This is a genomic window from Dyella sp. 01L423, assembly GCF_056399945.1.
Map to the genome: position 1 here is coordinate 321,014 of NZ_JBFTSI010000004.1, position 26,167 is coordinate 347,180.

At 64.5% G+C, this 26,167-nt stretch carries 16 protein-coding genes; 11 read left to right on the forward strand and 5 right to left on the reverse strand.

What is annotated here, in order from left to right; translation table 11 throughout:
• Positions 1-7: 7 nt before the first annotated feature.
• Entirely contained in the window at positions 8-847 is an 840-nt protein-coding gene (locus AC1DMY_RS14045) for an outer membrane protein assembly factor BamD (protein WP_046972119.1), read from the forward strand.
• Between the two features lie 248 nt (positions 848-1,095).
• Here the strand turns inward: AC1DMY_RS14045 and AC1DMY_RS14050 are convergent, their stop codons facing one another.
• Both AC1DMY_RS14050 and AC1DMY_RS14055 read right to left on the reverse strand, forming a co-directional pair.
• Positions 1,096-2,727: an NAD+ synthase gene (locus tag AC1DMY_RS14050; protein ID WP_477165545.1), complete on the reverse strand. Its 1,632-nt coding sequence runs from the start codon at positions 2,725-2,727 to the stop codon at positions 1,096-1,098.
• A 64-nt stretch (positions 2,728-2,791) separates the two neighbouring features.
• Positions 2,792-3,409, reverse strand: a complete 618-nt coding sequence (locus AC1DMY_RS14055; protein ID WP_477165546.1) for a LysE/ArgO family amino acid transporter — start codon at positions 3,407-3,409, stop codon at positions 2,792-2,794.
• A 195-nt stretch (positions 3,410-3,604) separates the two neighbouring features.
• On the opposite strand from AC1DMY_RS14055, the gene AC1DMY_RS14060 reads away from it, so the two are divergent.
• The gene (locus AC1DMY_RS14060; protein WP_477165547.1) at positions 3,605-4,504 is read left to right on the forward strand and encodes a LysR family transcriptional regulator ArgP; all 900 of its coding nucleotides are present in this window, start codon (positions 3,605-3,607) and stop codon (positions 4,502-4,504) included.
• 223 nt (positions 4,505-4,727) lie between these two features.
• Here AC1DMY_RS14060 and sucD read toward each other — a convergent pair whose 3' ends face one another.
• Positions 4,728-5,603, reverse strand: coding sequence for a succinate--CoA ligase subunit alpha (gene sucD, locus AC1DMY_RS14065; protein ID WP_046972115.1), 876 nt, complete (start codon positions 5,601-5,603; stop codon positions 4,728-4,730).
• A 13-nt stretch (positions 5,604-5,616) separates the two neighbouring features.
• Complete coding sequence (gene sucC / locus AC1DMY_RS14070) at positions 5,617-6,780, reverse strand: ADP-forming succinate--CoA ligase subunit beta (protein WP_441605339.1); 1,164 nt, start codon at positions 6,778-6,780, stop codon at positions 5,617-5,619.
• A gap of 293 nt (positions 6,781-7,073) precedes the next feature.
• Between sucC and AC1DMY_RS14075 the strand changes: the two genes are divergently transcribed.
• Positions 7,074-8,717 (forward strand): sensor histidine kinase, encoded by a 1,644-nt coding sequence (locus tag AC1DMY_RS14075; RefSeq protein ID WP_477165548.1) that lies wholly within the window; start codon positions 7,074-7,076, stop codon positions 8,715-8,717.
• A gap of 240 nt (positions 8,718-8,957) precedes the next feature.
• Here AC1DMY_RS14075 and AC1DMY_RS14080 read toward each other — a convergent pair whose 3' ends face one another.
• Entirely contained in the window at positions 8,958-9,911 is a 954-nt protein-coding gene (locus AC1DMY_RS14080) for a LacI family DNA-binding transcriptional regulator (protein WP_477165568.1), read from the reverse strand.
• Positions 9,912-10,321: 410 nt separating this feature from the next.
• On the opposite strand from AC1DMY_RS14080, the gene pgmB reads away from it, so the two are divergent.
• From pgmB to AC1DMY_RS14120, 8 genes are all read left to right on the forward strand, one after another.
• Positions 10,322-13,375 carry a beta-phosphoglucomutase gene (pgmB, locus tag AC1DMY_RS14085; protein WP_477165549.1) on the forward strand — a complete coding sequence of 1,018 codons (3,054 nt, stop codon included), beginning with the start codon at positions 10,322-10,324 and terminating at the stop codon, positions 13,373-13,375.
• 79 nt (positions 13,376-13,454) lie between these two features.
• Positions 13,455-16,004, forward strand: coding sequence for a TonB-dependent receptor (locus tag AC1DMY_RS14090; RefSeq protein ID WP_477165550.1), 2,550 nt, complete (start codon positions 13,455-13,457; stop codon positions 16,002-16,004).
• 88 nt (positions 16,005-16,092) lie between these two features.
• Entirely contained in the window at positions 16,093-17,355 is a 1,263-nt protein-coding gene (locus tag AC1DMY_RS14095; protein WP_477165551.1) for an MFS transporter, read from the forward strand.
• The gene (locus tag AC1DMY_RS14100) at positions 17,352-18,797 is read left to right on the forward strand and encodes a sulfatase family protein (RefSeq protein WP_477165552.1); all 1,446 of its coding nucleotides are present in this window, start codon (positions 17,352-17,354) and stop codon (positions 18,795-18,797) included. The genes AC1DMY_RS14095 and AC1DMY_RS14100 overlap by 4 nt, the downstream gene beginning before the upstream one ends.
• A gap of 43 nt (positions 18,798-18,840) precedes the next feature.
• Positions 18,841-21,090 carry a glycosyl hydrolase family 95 catalytic domain-containing protein gene (locus AC1DMY_RS14105; RefSeq protein WP_477165553.1) on the forward strand — a complete coding sequence of 750 codons (2,250 nt, stop codon included), beginning with the start codon at positions 18,841-18,843 and terminating at the stop codon, positions 21,088-21,090.
• Between the two features lie 39 nt (positions 21,091-21,129).
• Entirely contained in the window at positions 21,130-22,821 is a 1,692-nt protein-coding gene (locus tag AC1DMY_RS14110; protein ID WP_477165554.1) for a trehalase family glycosidase, read from the forward strand.
• On the forward strand, positions 22,818-23,885 hold the full coding sequence (locus AC1DMY_RS14115) for an alpha/beta hydrolase (RefSeq protein WP_477165555.1): 1,068 nt from the start codon (positions 22,818-22,820) through the stop codon (positions 23,883-23,885). Before AC1DMY_RS14110 ends, AC1DMY_RS14115 begins: the two co-directional genes overlap by 4 nt.
• A gap of 77 nt (positions 23,886-23,962) precedes the next feature.
• The gene (locus tag AC1DMY_RS14120; protein WP_477165556.1) at positions 23,963-25,372 is read left to right on the forward strand and encodes a sigma-54-dependent transcriptional regulator; all 1,410 of its coding nucleotides are present in this window, start codon (positions 23,963-23,965) and stop codon (positions 25,370-25,372) included.
• Positions 25,373-26,167 lie beyond the last annotated feature (795 nt).

Genomic DNA, 26,167 nt, shown 5'->3' on the forward strand with positions numbered 1-26,167 from the left:
CCTTCTCATGCGCGTAACCAAGCTGCCGGCTTTCAAAATTTTTGTCGTGCTCGCCATCGTTTTGTCGATGAGCGCATGCTCGATGTTCCATCACAAGAGGGACACCAACGATACGCTGCCGGTAGACAAGCTTTACGACAAAGCTCACGACTCACTGGAACACGCCGATTATTCGGCCGCCAGCAAAGCCTACCAGCGCCTGATCGCGCGCTTCCCGTCCGGCAATTACAACGAGCAGGCTCAGCTCGACCTGGCCTATGCGCAGTACAAGGACAACCAGCCGGACGACGCTTACTCCACGATCAACCGCTTCATCAAGACGTATCCGACCCACAAGCACGTAGATTATGCCTATTACTTGCGCGGTCTGATCAATTTTGATCGCACCGGCGGCGCCATGGAGCGCCTGCTGCAGAAGAACGAAGCGCAGACGCGCCGCGACCAGGGCTTCAACCTGAAGTCGTTCGACGACTTCTCGGAGCTGTCTCGCCGCTTCCCGGACAGCGCCTACACCGCCGATGCGCGCCAGCGCATGATCTACCTGCGCGATGTGCTGGCGCAGTTCGAGATCAACGTGGCCGAGTACTACCTGCGCAACAAGGCCTACGTGGCCTCTGCCGACCGCGCCCAGTATGTGATCGAGCATTACCAGCAGGCCCCGCAGACGGGCGACGCGCTGGCCATCCTCACCCGCAGCTACCTGGGCATGGAACAGAAGAACCTGGCCGACCAGACCCGCCAGGTGCTGGCCCTGAACTATCCGGATCATCCGTACCTGAAGGATCCGAAGTGGCCGCACGCACCGTCGCTGCTGCGCAAGGCGGTTCCGTTCTCGGGGCATCATTGATTCGAGAGCGGGGTTGCTGGTCGCGTTGCGGCCTGTGAATGGAAAAAGCCGGTGGCCTTGGGCCGCCGGCTTTTTTTGTGCCTGACCGCTGGATGGTGCCCCACCCATTGTGGGAGCGCACCCTGTGCGCGACCGCGGAGCTCAATCCAGCCGCAGTTGCAGGTTGTCGCGACGCCATTAGCCGGCACCGGGGTACACCTCATCTCCGCGGTCGCGCACAGGGTGCGCTCCCACAGTAGAGGTACTCGCTACTTCCAGCCCGACGTAATCGGATACCGCCGCTCGCGCCCAAACGCACGCGTCGTCACGCGCGGCCCCGGCGCCGACTGCCGACGCTTGAACTCATTGAGCAGCACCAGCCTCACCACGCGACGCACGGTGTCGGCATGGAAACCCTGCGAGGCGATTTCCGCCTGCGACTGCTCGGCTTCGATAAAGCGCGCAAGAATCGCGTCAAGTTCGTCGTACGGCGGCAGTGAATCCTGGTCGGTCTGGTTGTCGCGCAGTTCGGCGGACGGCGGGCGGTCGATCACCGCCGAAGGAATCGCTTCCGGCTCGCCAATGCGCGCTGCATGCTCATTGCGCCAGCGCGAGAGACGATAGACGACGGTCTTGTAGACATCCTTCAGCGGCGCATAGGCACCGCACATGTCGCCGTACAACGTGGCGTAGCCCACCGCCATTTCGCTCTTGTTGCCGGTGGCCAGCAGCAGGCGGCCGTGCTTGTTGGACAACGCCATCAGGGTGACGCCTCGCGTACGCGACTGCAGGTTTTCCTCGGTGGTGTCCGCGGCCTTGCCCGCAAACGCAGGCGTGAGCGCGCCAAGAAACGCATCGACCATCGGCTCGATATTGATGATGTGGTAATCCACACCTGCCTGCTCGGCCTGTGCACGCGCGCCATCGAGCGACAGCTGCGAGGTGTAGCGCGTAGGCATCATCACCGCGGTGACGCGGTCGGCGCCCAGCGCATCGACGGCCAGCGCCAATGTGAGCGCGGAATCAATGCCGCCGGAAAGGCCCAGCAGCACGCCAGGAAAACCGTTCTTCTCGATGTAGTCGCGAATACCGCGCACCAGCGCCGCGTACAGCGTGGCTTCGATCGACGCGTCCGCCGCCGTCGGCCAGTTTTCCGCGCTCAGGGTGCGCGTTTCGCTATCGAATTCGGCCCATAGCATCACGTCCACAAAATTCGGGGCACGCGCGGCGATGCTGCCATCCGCGTTCACCAGCAGCGAGCCGCCGTCGTAAACCACTTCATCCTGGCCGCCGACCAGGTTCACATAGGCGATGGCGCAGCCGGTTTCCAGCGCACGCTGGGTGAGCACGGCCTCGCGCGAGGATTGCTTGGCGTCGTCCCACGGCGATGCGTTGATCACCACGATCAGCTCGGCGCCTGCCGCAGCGGCCTTGGCCGCGGGCTCGGGTTGCCAGATGTCTTCGCAGATCAGCATGCCCACGCGCACGCCCTCGAACATGGCCACGGCGCTGTCATGGCCGGGGCGGAAATAGCGCTTGTCGTCGAACACGCCGTAGTTCGGCAAAGCCTGCTTGTGCGTGGTCAATTCGATAGTGCCGCCACGCAGCAGGCTGGCGGCGTTGTAAACCTCGCCCTCGCTGTGCGGATGACCGACCAGCGCCGCCACGCCGTTGGTGCCGCCGGCAAGTGCATTGAGCTCGCACTGGCAGGCCGCCAGAAAGCTCGGGCGCAGCAGGAGATCTTCCGGCGGATAGCCGCTCAGGGTCAGCTCGGGAAACGCCACCAGCGCCGCGCCGCCATCGCGCGCCTGCGCCAGCAGGTCTCCCACCTTGGCCGCATTGGCCGCAACCGCGCCTACGGGAAAATCGAACTGGGCCAGCGCGAAGCGTAAGGAGGGCATGCCGGGGAATCCATACTCTTGGGGCCTGAAATTGTACCCGAGGCTCGTCCGGCCCACCGCCGGATCAGCCCAGATGCTGGTGCAGCAAGACCGCCGCCAGCGTCAGCATGAACACGGCGATCGCCACATCGAACACGCGCCAGGCCAACGGGCTGCGGAACACCGGCAGCAGCAGGCGCGCGCCGTAGCCCAACGAGAGAAACCACAGCACGCTGGCGCTGGCTGCACCGGCTGCAAAAAGCCAGCGCGCATCACCGTCGTAATGCGTGGAAAGACTACCGAGCAGTACCACCGTATCCAGATAAACGTGCGGATTGAGCAAGGTGAACGCCAGGCATGCCAGCACCACGCGGCCCCGGCTCAGCGCACCATCACCGGTCGGCTGCAGGCCGCTCTCGCCCTGCCATGCGCGCCGCAGCGCCAAGACGCCGTAACCGGCGAGGAACACCGCGCCGGCAAAGCGCAGCCATTGCAACAGGCCGGGATGCTGCTGCACGACCAGGCCCATGCCCGCCACGCCCAACAGGATCAGGCCGACATCGGCCAGGATGCAGACGCTCACCACGGCGCCCACGTAGTGCCGCTGCAGGCCCTGCCGCAGGACGAAGGCGTTCTGCGCGCCAATGGCGATGATCAGCCCCGCGCCTGCGGCGAGGCCGGCCAGGTAGGCCGTGGCAATCATGGGAATGCTCCGAAAAGACGGCTACTGTGGCGTAGACGCCTGAGACAGTAAAACTAATTATTCTTAACTTACCTGAATTTTTCTAATGACCACCGTGGGAGCGCACCCTGTGCGCGATTGCCGTACCTCAAAGCTCATCGCGGGCCCGTCGCGCACAGGGTGCGCTCCCACAGTGAATGCCCAGGATGACGCACTATGAGCCTGCTCAATCCCCAACTCACCGCATTCGCCGCCGTCCTGGAAGAAGGCAGTTTCGACGGCGCCGCGCAGCGCCTGTCGCTGACACCCTCGGCCATCTCCCAACGCATCAGGGCGCTGGAAGACCGGCTGGGTCAGGTGCTGATCCTGCGGCACACGCCAAGCGAGGCGACCGAGGCCGGCGAACGCCTTCTGCGCAGCGTTCAGCAGATGCGCATGCTGGAAGCGGAGACCTTGAACGAGTTCCGCGTCGGACCGGACAGCAGCGGTCCGACCACGGTCGCCATCGGCGTTAACGCCGACTCGCTGGCGACCTGGTTTCTCGCTGCGCTGGCGCAGCTGCATGACCGCCACCAGCTGCTGTTCGATGTGCGCGTGGAAGATCAGGACCATTCCACGAACCTGCTGCGCGATGGCTCCGTACTCGGCGCCATCACGGCCGAGCCGCAAGCCGTGCAGGGCTGCAGCGTGAAGAAGCTCGGCGTGATGCGCTATTTGCCGGTCGCCTCGCCGGCGTTCGTGAAGCGCCACTTCGCCAGCGGCGTCAACGCAGCCTCACTCGGCCATGCACCGATGCTGGTGTTCAACCGCAAGGATGCCTTGCAGTGGCGCTACATCCACAGCGTCACTCGAGCGCGCATGGCGCCACCGATGCACTACGTGCCCTCGTCCACGGCCTTCGTTGAAGGCGCAGAACTGGGGCTGGGCTGGGCGATGGCGCCGGAGTCGATGTTGGCCAAGCATTTTGCGGCCGGCACGCTCAAGCCGATCGCGCCCAACCAGTGGCTCGATGTGCCGTTGTATTGGCAGTGCTGGTCGATTCGTTCGGCGACGCTGGCGACGGTGACGGAGGCGTTGTTGCGGGCGGCGCAGGATGGGTTGCGCCAGCGCAGGTGAGCCCGTGGTGCGAATTTTGTGGGAGCGCACCCTGTGCGCGACTGCGGTGCACCGCAATCAGAGCATGGCCTGCGCAGCTCGGAAGCATCGCGATGTAGGCAGCGCTGTCGCGCGCAGGGTGCGCTCCCACAGATGCGATGTCACACGAGGTGGCGCAGGACGCTATCCAAAGAAAAAGGGCCGCATCGCTGCGGCCCTTCTTCGCTCGATCGAAAAGACTCGATTACTTCTTCATCAAGCCAGCAAGCGTCTTGCCCAGATCGGCCGGCGACTTCACCGTGGTGACGCCAGCCTTCTCCAGCGCAGCGAACTTCGCCGCTGCCGTGCCCTTGCCGCCCGAGATGATCGCGCCGGCATGGCCCATGCGCTTGCCCGGAGGAGCCGAGGCGCCTGCGATGAACGAGACCACCGGCTTGGTGACGTATTCACCGATGAACTCGGCCGCGTCTTCTTCAGCGCTGCCGCCGATTTCGCCGACCATGATGATGCCTTCGGTCTGCGGATCGTCCTGGAACAACTTCAGGCAGTCGATGAAGCTCAGGCCGTTGATCGGGTCGCCGCCGATGCCGATCACGGTGGATTGGCCCAGGCCTTCGTTGGTGGTCTGGAACACCGATTCGTACGTCAGCGTGCCGGAGCGCGAGACGATGCCGACCTTGCCCGGCATGTGGATGTGACCCGGCATGATGCCGATCTTGCATTCGCCCGGGGTGATGATGCCGGGGCAGTTCGGCCCGATCAGCACGATTTCCGGATGCTGGGCCAGCACGTTCTTCACGCGCAGCATGTCCAGCACCGGGATGCCCTCGGTGATCGCCACGATGACCTTGATGCCGGCATCGATGGCTTCGAGGATCGAGTCGGCCGCGAACGGCGGCGGCACGAAGATGACGGATGCATCGGCGCCAGTTTCATCGACCGCTTCGGACACCGAATTGAAGACCGGCAGACCGATGTGCTCGCTGCCGCCCTTGCCCGGGGTCACGCCGCCGACAACCTTGGTGCCGTAATCCAGCGCCTGCTGCGCGTGGAAGGTGCCCTGCTGGCCGGTAAAGCCCTGTACCAGGACCTTGGTGTTCTTATTGACGAGAACGCTCATGGATCTTTGCTCCTCAGGCCTTGGCCGCAGCCACGGCTTTCTGCGCCGCATCGTTGAGATCGTTGGCCGGCGTGATCGCCAGGCCGGAGTTGGCGAGCAGTTCGCGGCCCAGCTCCACGTTGGTGCCCTGCAGGCGCACCACCACGGGGATCTTCAGACCCACTTCCTTCACGGCCGCGATGATGCCTTCGGCGATCAGGTCGCAACGCACGATGCCGCCGAAGATGTTGACCAGGATGGCCTTCACCTTGTCGGAGGAAAGAATCAGCTTGAACGCCTCGGTGACGCGTTCCTTGGTGGCGCCGCCGCCGACGTCAAGGAAGTTGGCCGGCTCGCCGCCTGCCAGCTGGATCACGTCCATGGTGGCCATGGCCAGGCCAGCGCCGTTGACCATGCAGCCGATGGTGCCGTCCATGGTGACGTAGTTGAGGTTGTGCACGACGGCAGCGGCCTCGGCAGCGTCTTCCTGGGTCAGGTCGCGCATGGCGGCCAGATCCGGATGGCGGAACTCGGCGTTGTCGTCGGAGTTGACCTTGCCGTCGAGGGCGGCGAGGTTGCCGTCTTCGAGGATGGCGAGAGGGTTCAGCTCGACCAGGGCCAGGTCCTTCTCGTTGAACAGCTTGTACAGGCCCAGCATGATCTTGGTCAGCTGGCCGACCTGCTTCGCGTTGAGGTCCATGGCGAAGCCGAGCTGGCGGCACTGGTAGGGCTGCAGGCCTTCCACGAAGTCAACCACGATGGTGTGGATGTCTTCCGGGGTGTCCTTGGCGACCTGCTCGATGTCCACGCCGCCGTGCTTGGAGGCGATGAACGAGACCGACTTGCTGTCGCGGTCGGTCAGGATCGAAAGGTACAGTTCCTTGGCGATGTTGGTCGCGTCGGTGACCAGCACCAGGTTCACCGGCAGCGCACGGCCGGCGGACTGGTAGGTTTCCATGTTGGTGCCCAGCATGCCCTTGGCAGCTGCGCGCACGTCGTCGAGGCTCTTGCAGAACTTGACGCCGCCGGCCTTGCCGCGGCCGCCTGCGTGGATCTGTGCCTTGACCATCCACTGCGAACCACCAAGGTGCTTGGCGGCGTCGACAGCGGCATCGGGAGAGTTGGCGACCTTGCCCGGGGGCACGGCAATGCCGTACTTCGCGAACAATTCTTTGGCCTGGTACTCGTGGAAATTCATGGATACCTCGAGAGTACGGGGGAACATGACGGCCGGCCGGTTGTGGGAGACCGGACGGTCAGGGGAACGACGGCGGTACAAGCGCTGCCGGGATGCAGTGCGCCGCCGCCTGCCTTTCGACATGACGGAAACCGCGCAATACGGCCCGGTATTTTCGCAGCAGCGGCCCCCAATGGAAAGGGGCCGGCCGGCCTAGGGGCTATCCGACCTTGCTTGAGCGGGGCCTCCCGCAAGTCTCCAAAGCCCCGTCTATACTGGTCCGGACCGCCTTTGGGCCGACTGAGAGAGACCCGGTGTCGAGCACCATCCAGCCTGCCTACCCCGCCGCGCGCACCGCCCCCGAGGCAGCGCGCCACGAGCTGCTGTTCCTCAATTGCTTCCGACTGGCCCAGGCCCTGGTCTATGTGGGCCTGGCCCTGAGCCCGAGCACGCTGGGCTGGCCCAAGCTGGCGGATGTCGGCCTGGCCCGCGGCGTGGCGGTGCTGTTCCTGCTGTTTGCGCTGGGCATGCTCTCGCTGACCCGCCGCTCCACGCCCTGGTTGCGCTGGACGGTGTCCGGCGCCCTGGTGGTGGACATCATCGCGGCGGTGCTGGCCATCGTCACCATGCACGACGCTCGCATCGGCATCGCCATGATGCTGGCGGTGAACCTGGCGGCCGGCGCGCTGATCCTGCCGCTGCGGCTTTCGTGTTTCTTTGCGGCGCTGGCCACACTGGGCGTGATCGGCCATTCGGTGCTCGAGGCCCAGGGCCAGGGCGGCATGGACCGCGAACTGCTCGAATCGAGCCTGTTCGGCCTCGCCTACTTCGCGATCACCATGCTGTGCTATGTGCTCAGCCGCCAGATCCGCGCCAGTGAGGCCTTGGCCGAACAGCGCGGCGTGGACCTTGCCAACCTGGCCCAGGTCAACGAGCTGATCATCCGCCGCATGAAGACCGGCGTGCTGCTGGTGGACGATGCCAACCGCATCCACCAGATGAATGAGTCCGCCTGGATGCTGCTGGGCAATCCCACCGCCGACCAACGCGACCTGGGTCGCGTGGCGCCGGAACTCTCGCGCCGCCTGTACCACTGGATGACCTCGGGCAAGCTGGACGAGTCCGCCACCCAGCTGGCCGACGGCGTCCCTGAGGTGGTGCCGCGCTTCAGCCGCCTGGCGCCGAACGACGACTCGCACGTGCTGATCTTCCTGGACGATACCTCGCTGGTATCGCGTCGCGCCGAGGAGCTCACGCTCAGTTCGCTGGGTCGCTTGTCGGCTTCGATCGCCCACGAAATCCGCAACCCGCTGGCGGCGATTCGCTATTCCGCGCAGCTGCTGGCCGAGTCGGAAGACCTGCCGCCCACCGACCAGCGCATGGTGGAGATCATCAACAACCACTGCGTGCGTTTGAACGAGATCATCGAAAACATCCTGCAGTTGTCGCGGCGCGAGCGCTCACGCCCGGAAACGCTGGACCTTGGCACCTGGGCCAACCAGTTCGTCGACGAATACCGCCAGGGCAACGACCTGGGCGAGGATTCGCTGCGGGTGATCCAAGCCAGCACGCCAGTGGCGGCCGTGGCCGATCCGCAGCAGTTGCAGCAAGTGGTGTGGAACCTCGTGCAGAACGCGCTGCGTTATGGACGCATGCCCGGCGAGCCGGCGCGCGTGATGGTGGTGGCGCGTCATGGCGAGCATGGCGTGCCGATACTTGAAGTGATCGATCGTGGTCCGGGCATTGCGCCGAAAGTGGCGGCGCAGATTTTCGAGCCGTTTTATACGACGCACGAATACGGCACGGGTCTGGGTTTGTATCTCGCGCGCCAGATGAGCGAGGCGAACCAGGCATCGCTGGAATATGTGCGTGTGGCGGGTGGTGGTAGTTGTTTCCGACTCGTGCTGACGCCCGCGCGGGTGGGCAAGGCCACGGGCGACGCAGCGGCGGCGGGTTAAGTTCGCCTTCCCTAACAGCGCGGCTTCTTTGTGGGAGGCCACCCTGTGGGCGACAAATCTCGCGATGAGGTATCGACGGAGCGCTGCTGTCGCGCACAGGGTGCGCTCCCACAGTCATCTCGCAACGGGCCTTTTTTGTAGGAGCCCACCCTGTGCGCGACGACCCCGCGACGAGGCATCGACGAAGCGTCGCTGTCGCGCACAGGGTGCGCTCCCACAGTGTGGCTTCGCGGCGTGCGATCAGGTCTCGCGAACGATCAGCTCAACCGGCAACGTTTCCGATTGCTGCGTCTGATCGCCAATCAACGCCAGCACCTTGCGCGCCAGCAGCGTGCCGCCTTCCTGCCAGTCCTGCCGCACCGAGCTCAATGGCGGCAGGAAGCTCGCCGCCAGCGGCATATCGTCGTAACCCACCACGGAAACATCGCCAGGCACAGTGCGCCCCAGCGTGTTGAGTGCGCGGATCGCACCCATCGCCAGCAGATCGCTGCAGGCGAATACCGCATCGAAGGGCACGCCGCGGTCCATCAGCGAATGCATGGCGTCGCCGCCCGAGGCCAGGGTGAATTCGTCGCGGCGTATCAGCAGCGGCTTGATGCCGTGCGCGGCTAGCGCATCCACGAAACCGTTGAGTCGCTCGAAAATCTCCGGGTGATTCGGGTTGCCCACGAACACCGGATAGCGGCGGCCCAGGCGGATGAAATGCTCCGCCACCACGCGGCCGCCCTGGCGGTTGTCGCTGCCCACCACGATGTGTTCGTCGCCCGGGGCGCCCCACACCACCATCGGCAGGCCCAGCTTGTCGAAGCGGCGCACGGCGTCCTGGCGTGAGCCCTGGCCAAGCAGGATCAGGCCATCCGCGGCTTGAACAGCCGCGGCTGTCGCACCCTGGCGGGTGGTCAGCAGCACGCTGTAGCCGTGCTCGGTCAGTTCCTGGGAAATGCCGCCGAGCAGGATCAGCGGATACGGATCGAGCATGGTGCGGTCGTGGGAAGGCTTCATTTCCACGATCACGGCGACCGTGTGGCTGCGGCGCAGCCGCAGGTTGCGCGCGCTCACGTTGAGCTTGTAGCCGAGTTCGTGCGCGAGCGCCTGCAGACGCTCACGGGTCTCGCGCTGCACCAGCGGGCTGTCGCTGAGCGCCCGCGAAATGGTGATCTTGGATACCCCGGCCACCTTCGCAAGATCCGCCATGGTCAGACTGGCGGAAGGCGCGGCGCCCTGGCGATTCTTTTGCTGACGACTCAAGACCTGGCCCCAATGTCTTGTGAGCGGTCGCACGGCATCCGCGCGACGGCCAACCTTGGCAAACCCAGACAGTGTCGTGGTTTGCACTGCCAACGTCCAACACCGTATGGAACCATCGTCTCCCCACCGAGCGCGCGGCCGACCCGCGCCCATTCGGAGGCGCAAGGCCTTGCGCTTGCAATACACCATCCATGAGATCGATTTCAGGCGCAACGATGTTGTGCCGCAGCAAATGTTATCGATATCTTGATATCGATAACATTTGCTGCGAAGCTCCGCCCGCACACCAAGAAGCCAGGCCGACCTGCGCGTCTTGTGGGTCAGCCAAAAAACAGAAATAAGCGCGGAGAGAGACGTTGGATCAACCAGAAACGGCGCAGGTCTTGCCGCCCCTTGGCCGTGCTTTGCGCGACCCCTGGGTGGTCACCCGTGAGAACGCCGATCCCGCCGGCTTCGCGCAGGACGAAAGCCTGTTTGCCCTCTCCAACGGCGCCCTGGGCGTGCGAGGCGGATTGGAAGAAGGCGACAGCCCAAGCCAGGCCTGTTTCCTGGCCGGCGCCTGGGAACGCACGCCGATCGAGTACCACGAGCGTTTTCCCGGCTTTGCCGCCCATACCGACACCCGCATTCCGGTCGCCGACGGCACGCGCATCCATCTGCGCCTTGGCGATACCCCGGTACGCCTCGGCGACGGCGAATGGTTGCAGTTCGAGCGGGCACTGGATCTGCGCAGCGGCAGCTATCGCCGCCAGTTGCGCTGGCGCTCGCCCGACGGCGCGACCTTGCTGATCGACGCCGAGCGCATCGTCAGCTTCGACGGCGCCGCCCTCTTGGCGATCCGTTACCGCGTGCAGTCGATCGACTACGCCGGCCCGATCACGCTGGAGTCCTGCATCAGCACGGCGCGCAATGCCACCGAACAGGGTGACGACCCGCGCATCGGCACGCGCGTGGATGGCGGCCTCGCCAGCACCGACGCGGCAGCAGGCGACCTGCTTGCCCATGTGCTTCAGCGCACCGCGCACAGCAACATTCGTGTGGCCTGCATGCAGCAGCACGCGATCATCGATGACAGCCTGGGCTTCCGCCTGGCCAACCTCGCGCAGCACGGCGTGATGCAGGTGTTCGAAGGCGCACTGGTGCCGGGCCAGTCGGTGGCATTCGAAAAGTATGTCGCCTATGCCTGGACGCAGCCCGAGGGCACCGACACCGACGCCGAATTGCTTGCACGCACCGCCAGTGCACTCGCGCAAGCGACCGCGCAAGGTTACGACGCGCTGCTTGCGCGCCAGACCCAGTCACTCGCACAGCTATGGCACAACGCCGATCTCGCCATCGACGGTGATCCGGCCACGGAACAGGCGCTGCGCTTCAACCTGTTCCACGTGTTTCAGTCCAGCAGCCGCGACGGAAAAGGCACCACCGCCGCCAAGGGCCTCACCGGCGAGGGTTACGAGGGCCACTATTTCTGGGATGCCGAGGCCTTCATGCTGCCGGCCATGGTCGCGCTGGCGCCGGATGTGGCGCGCAGCATGCTGATGTATCGCCACGGCACGCTGGAGCGCGCCCGCGCACATGCGCGCGAACTCAACCACGCCCGCGGCGCGCTGTATGCGTGGCGCACCATCAGCGGCGACGAATGCTCCGCGTATTTTCCCAGCGGCTCGGCGCAGTACCACATCAACGCCGCCGTGGCCTGGGCGATCCGACACTACGTCGATGCTACCGGCGACGATGCCTTTCTGCGCGACGTCGGCGCCGAGATGCTGTTCGAAACGGCGCGCATATGGCTGGACATCGGCCACTTCAATCCACGCCGTGGTGGCGCGTTCTGCATCCACGGCGTGACCGGTCCCGACGAATACACCGCGCTGGTCGACAACAACCATTACACCAACCGCATGGCGCAGCGACATCTGCGCGATGCGGCCGCGGTGGCGCATTGGCTCGCCGACTCGGCGCCGGATACCTACGCGGAACTCGCCCGCCGCATCGGCCTGGAATCGTTCGAGATCATGCAGTGGCAGCGCGCCGCCGAGCTGATGCATCTGGCAGAGGACGCCGAGCTGGGCATCTTCCCGCAGGACGACACGTTCCTCGACAAACCGCGCATGCCGGCGCATGCAGCCGGCGAAGGCAAGCGCCCGCTGTTGCTGGAACTGCATCCGCTCACCATCTACCGCCACCAAGTGGCCAAGCAGGCCGATGCGCTGCTCGCGCTGATGCTCGCCGGCGACGATGTGAGCCTTGCCGCCAAGCGACGCAACTTCGATTACTACGAAGGCGTCACCGTGCACGACTCGACGTTGTCTGCTTCCACCTTCAGCGTGATGGGCGCGGAAGTGGGCGAAAGCGAAAAGGCCTGGCACTACTTCCAGGACAGCTTGCGCGTAGACCTGGACGATCTGCACGGCAACGCCGCCCACGGCTTGCACATGGCCGCGATGGCCGGCAGCTGGTTGTCCCTCGCCTGGGGTTACGGCGGCATGCGCGTGGTGAATGGCGAACTACGCCTGCGCCCGCAACTGCCCGAGGCATGGCATCGCTATCGCTTTGGCGTCGCCTGGCAACAGGCTCACCTGCGCGTGGAAGTGGATCGCACTGGCGTGCGCTACACCGTCACGCGCGGCGATAGCGTGCGCTTTCGCCATGCCGGTGAACCGGTGCGCTTGCGCCATGGCGAATCGATTTCCATGCCGCATCGCGAGCCAGAGCAAGCGATGCTGCAGGCCGTGATTTTTGACCTCGACGGCGTCATCGCGGATACCGCAGTGGTGCACCGCGCGGCATGGGAGCAGCTGGCACACGACATCGGCGCCCCCTTCGACGAACACATTGCTGAACGCATGAAAGGCGTGGACCGCCGCGGTTCGCTCGAGATTCTGCTGGAGCGTGCGCCCCATGCGTACTCCGAGCGCGAGAAGCGCGTTCTGGAAGATCGCAAGAATGCGTACTACATCGCGCAGATCGAATGCTTCGGCCCCGATCAATTGCTCAGCGGTGCACGCTACGCCGTAGAAAGCGTTCGCGCCGCAGGCCTGTGCACCGCACTTGCATCGGCCAGCCGCAACGCACCGCTGCTGCTGGAGCGCCTGGGCATAGTCGACCTGTTCGACTACGTCGTCGACGCATCGCGCATCACGTACTCCAAGCCGCATCCGGAAATCTTCCTGGCCGCTGCGACGGGACTGGGATTGGCGCCGGAAAACTGCCTGGGCGTGGAGGATGCCGCGGCCGGCGTCGACAGCATTCTTGCCGCCGGCATGCGTGCCGTGGGCGTGGGTGACGCCACGGTTCTTTCGCGCGCCGAGGACATTTTGCCGGGTATCGATGCGTTCGATATCCAGCGCTATCTCAACCAGCCACCGACGGCTCGGGGAACGCCGGCGGAGGCCGTGTCGAACCACTGATCAGGACCACTCTGACAGCGTGCAGTACCACTCCTAAGAAACACTACAACTGCTTTTCTTTTGATGGGGAGGAAACACCATGAACACGCAACGCATGACTCGTAGGCTGCTTGCCACCAGCATTGCCGCTTTGCTCGTCGCCAGCTCGCTACACGCGCAGGATGCGGCATCCGCGGCGCAGACTCCGCCCGCTCAGACGCAAGGTCCATCGGCAGCGCCAGCCGCTCCCGCGGCCAACCAAAAGAACGCGACCAATCTCGACCAGGTGGTGGTCACCGGCACCGCAGCCGCCGGCGGCCTGAAGAAGATCGACACCTCGTACTCGGTCACCGCGGCCACGCTTGACCAGATCCGCGAATTCAATCCCAAGAGCACGGCCGACCTGCTGAAGATGGCGCCGGGTGTGTTCCCGGAATCGTCGGGCGGCCAGACCGGTGCGAACATCGAAGTGGCCGGCTTCCCCGGCGGCGGCGACGCGCCGTTCGCCACGCTGCAGATCAATGGCTCGCCGATCTATCCCATGCCGACGCTGTCGTTCATGGAAAACTCCTCGATGTTCCGCCTCGATGACACCATCGACCACGCGGAATTCGTGCTCGGCGGCCCGGCCGTTCTTTACGGCAACGGCCAGCCCGGCCTCACCGCCAACTTCATCCTGCGCGAAGGCACCGATAAACCGAGTGGCGATATCGGCGTCACCTACGGTTCGGAAGGCCTGGTGCGTCTGGACGGCTTCTACGGCTTCAAGATTGCCGACGGCTGGTACGGCAGCGTGGGCGGCTTCTGGCGCCAGTCCGATGGCGTGCGCGATCCGCAGTTCGACGCCGACAAGGGCGGCTCGCTCACTGCGACGCTGACGCACAACTTCGGCGACAGCGGCTCGATCATGTTCTACGCGCGCGACCTGAAGGATCACAACCAGTTCGTCACCGATACGCCGATCCTCAATCCGGGTCGTGGCCAGTTCGACAACTACCCCGGCTTCGATGCGCTCACCGGCACCTTCGGCAGCAAGGCCGACCAGTACGCCTTCCTGCAGACTACGCCTTGCAACACGGCAGGCTGCCAGCCCGCCGGCCAGCACGTGAACCTGGCCGACGGCCGCGGCGCGGACGTGGTTTCCGTGGGCGGCAACCTCGACCTGACCTTCGGCGACGGCTGGAACATCTCCGACAAGTTCAACTTCACCGGCGGCCAGATGAACACGGTCGCGTTCTTCAGCACCGGCGCCAATCCGCAGACGCTGGGCAGCTACATCGACGACCAGATCACCGCCGACGGACTGCCGGCCGGCACCACCGCCACCGCCACCTACGTCAACAACGGCGGCGCGGCGGACATGAACCAGAACGTCACCACGCAGGGCTACTGGTATGTGCACAAGCGCATCCAGGGCGCGACGAACGAGTTCCACATCAGCAAGGACATCTTCGAAGGCAACACGCTGACGGTCGGCAACTACACCGCCGTCTACAACGACCACGACAACTGGCTGCTCGGCAACAACATGCTGCTGCAGGCCAAGAACAACCCGTATCCGATCGCCGTCACGCTGAGCAATGGCGATGTGCTGTCGAGCCCGGGCGGTTTCGTCAGCGGACCGTCCACGGCCATTCGTGAAGCGTGGAACGGCTTCAACACTGCGTTCTTCCTTACCGATTCGTGGAAGGTCGACAAGTGGTTGTTCGATGCCGGCGTCCGCGAGGAGCGCCAGGAAGCCAATGGCCGCATCCAGAACACCGCGACCGGCGATCTCGACGGCAATCCGACCACGCTCTACAACAACAACTCGCAGTACCTGATTGGCGGCAACACGTACATCAACTACGCGAAGACCGCACCGTCGTGGACGATCGGCGCCAACTACGAAATCCAGAGCAACATGAGCGTGTACGCACGCGTCAACGACGGCGTGCACTTCCCGGGCTTCGATGATTTGCGCGGCCTGCCCAGCCAGCCGGTCAACAAGATCCACAACATGGAAGTGGGCTTCAAATACCAGGCCGACTGGGTGTACGTGGACGTGAACGCGTACCGCAAGCTGTTCTACAACGTGCCGTATACGATCACCCAGGGCAACGGCCAGCAGTTCTCGTTCGACTACGGCTCGGCCACCAAGGGCATCAACTTCACCACCGTGTTGAAGCCGGTGCCGGGCACGCCGGGCTTCCAGATCGCGTTCAGCGGCAACTACATGGACGGCCATTACACGCACAGCGCCGCCTGCACGCCGTACCTGCAGCAGAATGGAGACGAGGGCTGCGCCAGCCTCAACGGCATGCAGTTGCAGCGCCAGCCGCAGTTCCACGGCATCCTGACGCCCTCGTACCAGTGGCCCACCGGCTTCGGCAACATGAAGCTGTGGCTGACCTACGAATACGTCGGCAACCGTTACGGCGACCTGATCGAACAGCAGCCGCTCGGCCAGTACCACACGCTGGCGTTTGGTGCGACGGCGAACATCGGCGAGAACTGGCAGGTTAATCTTCAGGGCACCAACCTCACCAACGAGATCGGCATCACCGAAGGCAACTCGCGTCTGTTCGGCTTTGCCAGCGCGGGCGGCGTGATTCTTGCCCGCTCGATCGAAGGTCGCGAGGTCAACCTGCAGGTCAAGTACAACTTCTAAGGGGTTTCACCAGAGCACTTCCCTCGACTGTCCCGGGCGCCGCTGGCGTGGCGTCCGGGACCTTTTTAAACCTCATCACGAGGTGTGCATGAACCGGTTCCGCATGGTCGCCGCGCTGGCATCGATCTACATGGTGTTCGCGATACTGCTCAACAGCGTCGGCACGGTCATCCTGCAGTCCATCCACACCTTTGGCATCGACAAGCCGCAGGCCAGCCTGCTCGAACTGTTCAAGGACTTGTCGGTCGCCGCCACCTCGTTCCTGGTGGCCTCGTTCCTGCCGCGGCTGGGCTATCGCCGCGCGATGATGCTGGCTCTTTGCATCGTGGGCAGCGCCTGCGTACTGATGCCGCTGTTCCCCAGCTTCCATACCACCGAATTGTTGTTCACCTGCGTGGGCGTGTCGTTCGCGCTGGCGAAGGTGTCTGTGTATTCCTCCATCGGCCTGCTGACCGACAGCAAGGCCGAGCACGGGCGGCTCACCAATACCATCGAAGGGCTGTTCATGCTCGGCGTGCTGGCCAGCGGCTGGCTGTTCAGCGCGTTCATCGATCATGGCAACCCGGCCAACCCCTCGTGGTTCAACGTGTATTGGGTGCTGGCCGTGCTGTGTTTCGGCACGGTGGCGCTGCTGTCGGGCGCGCGGCTGGACGAATCGGCGGCGCATGGCGAAGTGCGGCTGTCGATGGGTCAGGCCCTGCGCGACATGTACCGCCTGCTGATGCGTACGCTGGTCTACGTGTTCCTGCTTTCCGCGTTCCTCTATGTGTTGATCGAGCAGAGCTTCAGCACCTGGCTGCCGACCTTCAACAACGAGATCCTCAAGCTGCCCAATGCGATGAGTATCCAGATGGCGAGCATCCTGGCCGGCGCGACGGCGCTTGGCCGCATCCTCGCCGGGCAGCTGCTTCGCCGCATGTCATGGCACGTGTTGCTCAACCTGTGCGTGGTGGGCATGGGCGCGCTGATCCTGCTGGTGCTTCCGCTGGCGAGCCATGCTGCCATCAGTACGGACGTGGGCTGGTTCAACGCCCCGGTCGCTGCCTACTTGATCCCGCTGATCGGTTTGCTGATGGCGCCGATCTATCCGGTCATCAACTCGGTGGCGCTCAGCTCGCTGCCCAAGCCCTCGCACGCCGCCATGACCGGCCTCATCGTGATCTTCTCCGCACTGGGCGGCACACTGGGCTCGCGCATCACGGCCATCGTGTTCACCAACTTCGGCGGGGTCCATGCGTTCTATTTTTCGCTGGTGCCGATGATGTTGATCCTGGTTACGCTGTTTTTCTTCAAGCGCGAAACCGACCGTTCGGCCCTTCCCTCCTTGCTGGCGCCTGAGGGTGCGGCGTGAGTTTCACGCGCCGCCAGTTTCTGGCGTCGGGAGTGGCGGCGGCGGGAGCCGCGCTGACATCGAGGTGGGCGACAGCAGCAGGCCACCAGACAAATGCCGCGCGCAACATCCTGCTCATCGTCGCGGATGATCACGGCTACGACATGTCCGGTGTGGGAACGGCGGTGCAGACGCCCGCGCTCGACCGGCTTGCGCGCGAAGGTACATTGTTCACCGACGCCTATGCCTCGGTGTCGTCGTGCAGCTCCAGCCGCTCGACGCTGTATACGGGTCTGTACTCGCATACCAACGGCATGTACGGCCTGGCGCACGACGTGCACAACTTCTCGCTGCTGGAGGACGTCAAGACGCTGCCATGGATGTTGAAACAGCACGGCTACGCCACCGCCCTGGTGGGCAAGCTTCATGTGAAGCCGGAGGCCGCCCTGGCCTACGATGCGTGGTTGCTGCCGGAGCAGGCGGGTAACCGCGACGTCGCCGCCATGGGCCATGCCGCAGGGCAATGGATACGCGCACAGGGCGCGAAGCCGTTCTTTCTCACCATGGGCTACAGCGACCCGCATCGCGCGGGCGATGCCTCGCAGTTCGGCAATACGCGCGACTGGCCGGAAGTGAAGCGCACGCGCTATCGGCCCCAGGACGTGACCATCCCCTCCCACCTGCCGGATCTGCCAGGCGTGCGTGAGGATCTCGCCCAGTACTACGAGGCCGTGAGCCGAATGGATAGCGGCGTGGCGATCCTGCTGCGCGAACTGGAAGCCTCGGGACACGCCGACGACACGCTGGTGATCTATCTCTCGGACAACGGCCGCCCGTTTCCCGGCGCCAAGGACAATCTCTACTACGAAGGCATCCACCTGCCACTGATCGTGCGGACGCCGCAGGCGACGCGCCGGGGGATTCGCAATAACGCGATGGTGAGCTGGATCGACATCACGCCAACCATCCTCGACTGGGCCGGCGTGTCGCCGCCGCAGGGCTATCGCTATTTGCCGCTACCGGGACGTTCGCTGTTGCCGATCCTGGAGCAGAGCACACCCGGCGGCTGGGATGAAGTGTTCGCCACGCACTCGTTCCACGAAATCGACCAGTACTACCCCACCCGTTCGTTGCGCACGCGGCGCTACAGTTATTTCCTGAATCTGCAGCCCAGCTTGCGCGTGCCGATTGCCAGTGACGTGGCGCTGTCGCCATCCTGGAAGGCCATCACGACTACGCCGGGCGCCCGATTGGGCAAACGTACGCTGGAAGCCTTCGAACACCGGCCCGATGAAGAGCTCTACGACCTGCACGCCGACCCGGACGAAGTGGTGAACCTGGCCGGCGATGCAAGCCACGCCGCCGCGCTCGCCGACGTGCGCGCCCAGCTGGCGCGCTGGCGCACCGCCACGCACGATCCGTGGATGGCCGGCATCACCAATCCTTTTGGACCCGCACGCTAAGCGCGCGAGCGATCACACGATGGAACGAGGAAGACGCAACGCCATGATGTCCCTGCTACGACGACTGCCCCGCACGGCTGCCTTTGGCCTGCTGTTTGTTGCCGCCCGCGTCAGCGCGGCCACCGATCCCAGCTTTGTGCTCACCGGCACGTCGGACCAGTTCGGCAGCTATTTCCCGAGCTACCTCGCCAACGGTTACTTTTCCACGCTCACTTCGGTGCGCGGCACCGAGCCGACCATGGGCTATATGGTCGCGACCATGGACTATGCGAAGGACGATATCGCCCGACCGGCGGCCATGCCCGGCTGGAACGAGATCGACTACAACCCGGGCGGCGGCTGGCTCAATTCCACCCGCGTGGCGAAGGAGATCTTCACCGACTACTCGCAGACGCTGGACATGTATGGCGCGACGCTGAGCACGAAGTACCGCTTCGTGTACGCCAACAAATCCACCGACGTGCAGGTCACCACCTTCGTCAGCCAGTATGCGGGGCATCTCGCCGCCACGCGCCTCACCCTCACGCCGCAGTTCGACGGGAGCGTGCAGCTGACCTTCCCGATACGCCTGTGGTCGGAACATCAGCCGCGCTTCCCGATCGGCAAGATGACCGGCGACGAGATGATCACCGCGGTGATCGCCAGCGGGCAGAACCTCGACAACAAACCCGTGCCGACGCCGGACCGCGCGGCCGTGTGGTATCCCGGCGTGGTGCGTATCCAATCCAACGGTGGCGATACCAAGACGCTCACGCTGTGGCTGGATGGACGCGCGGAACAGGGCGTCGCCGTGGCGCAGGCAGTGGCAGTGGAGCTGCCCAAGGGGCTTGAAGTCGAAGACGTGCAGCTCGAGCAAGGGCCTTACAAACTTTCGCTCAATCTCAAGGCCAGGGTGCACAAGGGACAGCGTTACAGCTTCACCAAGTACATTGCTGCCTCGCGCGAAGGCTGGGGCGGCAATGCGCAGGCCGATCTCGCACTGGCCACGCAGGCGCGCAAGACTGGCTTCGATGCCTTGCTCGCCAAGCACCAGACTGCCTGGCATACGCTGTGGGAGTCGGATATCCGCATCGACGGCGACGCCAAGGTGCAACAGGCGGTGCATTCGGATCTCTACTACCTGCTATCCAACACTACCGTGGGCACGAGCTGGCCGATGGGCGCATGCGCGCTGACACCGGGTTATGCCGGCCATGCGTTCTGGGACAGCGATTCGTGGGTGTTCCCCGCCCTGCTTCTGCTGCATCCGGAGCGCGCCAAGCCGATCGTGATGTTCCGTCATCGCACCATCGGACCCGCGCAGGATCGCGCGAAGCAGTACGGCGTGAAGGGCACGATGTATCCGTGGGAATCCGATCCGGAAACCGGCAAGGATTACACCCCGCACTTTGCCTACGGCGTGTTCCGCGAGGTCCACGTCAATGCAGACATCGCGATTGCGCAGTGGCAGTACTACAACGCCACCGGCGACGACGCATGGCTGCAGCAATATGGCTGGCCGGTGATCGAACAGGTGGCCACGTTCTGGGCCAGCCGCGTCAGTTACGACAAGGCCAACGACCGCTATGAAATTTACCACGTCACCTCGCCCGACGAGGCCTACGACGACGTGCCGAACGACTCGTTCACCAATGCGGTGGCGCAGGAAGCGTTGCGCATCGCGGTGAAGGCGGCGAAGAAAGTGGGCGCAAAGGCCGATCCGCAATGGAGCGCGATCGCCGACAAGATGTACATCCCGTTCGACGAGACCAACCAGCGCCACCTCGATTTCGATGCTTCCGTGCCACACGACAAGATCACCTGGATGGGTTCGTCGCTGGCCTGGCTGATGTATCCAGACCTCGACCTGCCGATGACGCCGCAGGTACGCCGCAACGATTTCGATTTCCAGTTGCACGAGCTGAAGGAACACGGCGACGATCCGAACGAGATGATGATGGTGATGCTCGCGGTGGGCTCGGCCGAACTAGGCGACGCGCAAGCCGCCAACGAGTGGATCCAGCGCAACCTGGTGGGTTTTCTGAAGCCGCCGTTCAATGTGCGTACCGAAACCGTGGCCAACAACGCGGGCTACATCCTCGCCACCTCCGCGGGCTTCGTGCAGAGCTTTGTCTATGGTCTCAGCGGCCTGCGCATCGACGACGACGGCCTCACCCAGGCCTACGCGCCGGCGCTGCCGTCTGCGTGGAAATCCATGCAACTGAAAGGCATCCACTTCCGCGGCAAGCGCTACGACATCACCGTCGAACACGCGGCCGACGGCAAGGCCCAACTCACGCGCAAGGCGCTGTAATCATCACACCCACGATCACGCAACGAACCGGGAGCAGATATGACCCGCCAAGCCAGCACATCGTCCCTACGCCCTCGTCTGATCGCCATCGCGCTGTCGTGTGCCTTTGTCACCACAGCTTTTGCGGCAGGCACGCCTGATCCGGCGAAAACGCGCGCCTACATCGACAAGGCCTGGACCACGCTCACGCGCTCGCAGGAAGACTGCGCCTCGCTGGTGGACACCAAGGTGGTCGGGCATCCGGTGCTCTACGTGCCTGCCGGGCAGGCGGTGCCCGATGCGGTGACGGCCATCGGCAAACGCTGCGGTGTGGACGTGCGCCCGTTGCCAAAGAAGGTGGAACAGCTGGGCGATATCGACGCAACCAAGCTGCCGCAACAGGGGCTGCTCTATCTGCCGCATCCTTATGTGGTGCCCGGCGGATTCTTCAACGAGATGTATGGCTGGGATAGCTATTTCATCCAACTCGGCCTGGTCGCCGACCATCGCCTTGACCTGGCTAAGGACATGGTCGACAACGCGTTGTTCGAAGTGGAGAACTACGGCGGCGTGCTCAATGCCAACCGCACGTATTACCTCAGCCGTTCGCAGCCGCCTTTCCTCACCGCGATGATGACGGCGATACTGGATGACCCCGCCGTCTTCCCCAATGCGGATGCGCGACGCGATTGGCTGAGCAAGGCGTATCCTCTCGCCGTTCGCAACTACGAGATCTGGACGCGTCCCGAACATCGCGCCGGCGATACGGGGCTGGCGCGCTATTACGATCTTGGCAGCGGCCCGGTGCTCGAAGCGAAGGACAGCGAGTACTACAAGGGCGTGATCCGCTGGCTGCGTGCGCATCCCAAAGACGATCCGGGCTATCTCATCAAGGCTGCTGAACACCCGAGCGACGCGGAGGCGGCCACACTCAAGGACGCCAGCTGCGACGTGCGTGCCTCCAAAGTGTGCGAAGGCGCATGGGTGGATGGATACCGACTCACCGCCGACTACTTCCACGGCGACCGCGCGATGCGCGAATCGGGTTTCGACACCAACGCGCATTTCGGCCCGTTCGGCGGCTCAACCCATCACTATGCCGACGCCAGCCTCAACAGCCTGCTCTATCGCTACGAGCGTGATTTGCACGACTTTGCCCTGCAACTGGGCAAGGCCGGCGAGGCGGAGCGTTGGGCCAAGGCCGCGGACGCACGCAAGGCCGCGATGGACAAGTACCTTTGGAACGCCCAGGCCGGCATGTATCTCGACTACGACTTCATTGCCGGCAAACCCTCAGCGCTACCGTACGTCACGACTTATTACCCGTTGTGGGCTGGGTTGGCCTCGCCACAACAGGCCGCCTCCGTGCGCGGCAAGCTCAGCGTGTTCGAACGCAAGGGCGGCCTGAGCATGGACAACCATGCGGCCGGCGTGCAATGGGGCGAACCCTTCGGCTGGGCGCCCACCAACTGGCTGGCGGTGAAGGGACTGGATGACTACGGCTTCCACGACGACGCCCGCCGCCTCGCCGGCAAGTTCGCCACCACCGTGGACCAGGGCCTGGCCGACGACGGCACCATCCGCGAGAAATACAACATGGTGCTCGGCAACGCCGATGTGAAGGTGATGGCCGGCTATAGCGAAAACGTGGTCGGCTTTGGCTGGACCAACGGCGTGTACCTGAAGTTGCACGAGCTGCTCGATGGCAAGGCGAAGCAGGCCGCACCCGCCAAGACGGAGAAGACGCCGTGAAGCGCGGCGTCGCCGTTCGGTTTGCGCTGGTCACAGCGCTGATGGGTGGCGCGCTTCACGCGCAGGAGGCCAAGCCCACGGTCAGTGCCGACGGCAGTGTGCACGTGGGCAACCTCACCCTGCCGTATTCCCCGGTGGCATCGCAGGAGGCGCGCGCCTTCTTCCCCAAGATGCTCGCGGCCGGCAGCAAGGCGCCGCCGATCACCGCGCCGATCGAACAAAGCCGCGCGTTCTACGACCGCATGAACACCGACCGCGCTCATCGCCTGATGGCGCTCTACCCGGTGAAGACCCATCGCGAAACCATCGCAGGGGTGCTGACGGACGTCGTGGAGCCGGCCCAGGGCATCGCGCCGGAGAACAAGGGGCGCGTGCTGATCAACCTGCACGGAGGCGCCTTCCTGTGGGGCGCGCACAGCGGCGCGCTGGTGGAATCCATCCCGATCGCCAGCCTGGGCCGCATCAAGGTGATCAGCGTGGACTACCGGCAGGGGCCCGAGCACGTCTTTCCCGCCGCCAGCGAGGACGTGGAGGCGGTTTATCGCGCCCTGCTCAAGCAGTACAAGGCCACCAGCATTGGCATCTACGGCTGTTCGGCCGGCGGCGTGCTCACCGGCGAGGCCGTGGCGCGACTGATCACCGACAAGCTCCCCGTACCCGGCGCGATCGGTACTTTCTGCGGATCGGTGGTGGATATGGCCGGCGATTCGACCTTCGTCGGCCCCTTGCTCAATGGCGCCCCGGTGCCGGATCACCCGCTGAGGCTGGGCGAGCTGCCCTACTTCAAGGGCAGCAGCGCGACCGATCCGCTGGTTTTTCCCGGACTTTCGCCGGAGTTGCTACACCAGTTTCCACCCACCCTGCTGATCACCGGGACCCGCGACGCGGCCATGAGCGCCGTCATCCGCAGCCAGACCCTGCTCAGCCAGGCTGGCGTGGACACCGAACTGCAGGTATGGGAGGGCATGTGGCACTCGTTCTTTTCGGACCCGGAGATCCCCGAATCGAGGGCTGCCTATGAAACCATCGTGAAATTCTTCGACAAACATTTGACGCGCGGATAGGCATTCACATCGATCAGTCTTTGCCCCCTGCGAGGGGGACGGTTATCCTAGCCGTGTCCACAGCAAACAGTGACGACATGAGCCAACAGACCGTTCTGGTCATCGACGACGAACGCGATATCCGCGAGCTTCTCACCATCACCCTCGGCCGCATGGATTTGTTGGTCGATGCGGTGGGTACCGTGACGGAAGCCCGACGCGCCCTCGCCGAACGGCATTACGACCTCTGCTTCACCGACATGCGCCTGCCCGACGGCAACGGCCATGAAGTGGTGGAGCTGATCGCCGCCGAACATCCGGACACGCCGGTGGCGATGATCACCGCCTACGGCAACGTCGATGCGGCCGTAAGCGCGCTCAAGGCGGGCGCGTTCGATTTCGTCTCCAAGCCGGTCGACATCCAGATGCTGCGCCGTCTGGTACGCACGGCGCTGCGCCTGGCCGAGGAAAAGCGTAGCGGCCAGGCCGCCGCCAAGCCCGACGGCAACGAGCGCCTGATCGGCGAGTCGCCGGCGATGCACCAGGTGCGCGCCACCATCGGCAAGCTCGCTCGCAACCAGGCGCCGGTCTATATCGCCGGTGAATCGGGCGTGGGTAAGGAGCTGGTCGCCCGCCTGATCCACGAGCAAGGCCCGCGCGCCACCGGCCCGTTCGTTCCGGTCAACTGCGGCGCGATCCCGTCCGAACTGATGGAAAGCGAGTTCTTCGGCCATCGCAAGGGCAGCTTCACCGGCGCGGTGGGCGACAAGGAAGGCCTGTTCCAGGCCGCGCACGGGGGCACCCTGTTCCTCGACGAGGTGGCCGAACTGCCGCTGCACATGCAGGTGAAACTGCTGCGCGCGATCCAGGAAAAAGCCGTGCGCCCGATCGGTGCGCGTGAAGAGGTGCCGGTCGACGTGCGAATTCTTTCGGCCACCCACAAGAATCTTGCCGCACTGGTGGACCAGGGTCAGTTCCGCCAGGACTTGTTCTATCGCATCAACGTGATCGAACTGCGCGTGCCGCCGCTGCGCGAACGCCGCGGCGACGTGCCGCTGCTGGCCAACTTCGTGCTGCGCCAGCTAGCCAACAAGAGCGGCGGCACACCCGGCCACCTGCTGCCCGCCGCCCAACAGGCGCTGGAAGCCTATGACTTCCCGGGCAATGTGCGCGAGCTGGAAAACATCCTCGAACGCGCCATGGCGATGTGCGACGGCGACCAGGTCGACGTCAGCGACCTGATGCTGCCGCAGCGCACCCCGCGCCCGCAGACCGAAGCAGCCCCGCCCGCTCCCACCGGCATGCCGGCCGCCGAACCTACGCCTGTTGCCGTGGCCGCGGCGCCCTCCGCCAGCGGTGGCCTGGACGACTACATCAGCAACCTCGAGCGCACGGCGATCATCAAGGCGCTGGAGGAATCCAGGTACAACAAGACGGCGGCGGCGAAGAAGCTGGGCATTACGTTTCGAGCGCTGCGGTATAAGTTGAAGAAGTTGGGTATCGATTGAGATGGGTTGATCGATGCGCAGAAAAGGCCGCACCTGGTGCGGCCTTTTTGTTTTTGTGTCGGCGTGCGCGCCCATCTGTGGGAGCGCACCCTGTGCGCGACTCGCCACGCCTCGGTGTATCGCTCCGTAGGTTTGTCGCGCACAGGGTGCGCTCCCACAAAAAACCAACCGACAGTGTTGATCCACCATCCACAGGCCTGCGTCCCCCTTGTAGGAGCGCACCTTGTGCGCGACCGCCACGCCGGGATGTATCGCTCCGTAGGTTTGTCGCGCACAGGGTGCGCTCCCACAAAGAGCTGAGCGGCAAGATTGATCCGCCATCTCCATACCTGCGTCACCCCTTGTAGGAGCGCACCTTGTGCGCGAACGCGGCCTAACAGGCCGCCCTGGGGGCGGCGTTCGCGCACAAGGTGCGCTCCTACAAAAGAGGGGCGCGGCAACGCCGGGCGTTGTTCGGCTCGTGATGTGGCTCTTGCCACTGGGGTCCCCGTATGGCGCGGCGGGCGGGTGGAGGAAAGCCCGCAGGGTGGCCGCAGAGATGCGGCCGGTTTTTCGACAGGACAGGGATGTCCTGTCGAAAAACCCCGTAACCCGACCGCGCACCTGGAGGGCAGTAGGCCCGCAAGGCGCGTCATCCGGGGGGCCTTTTCTTTTGGTTACTTTTCTTTACTCCGGGCATCCTGCCCTCCGCCCTTCGGGCCGGCTTCGCCGTTCACACGCGCTCCTGCGCGTGCGTGGGCAAGCAAAGAAAAGTGACCCGGCCTCCGGCAGGAGGACGGAAGCCCGCGGCAGGCG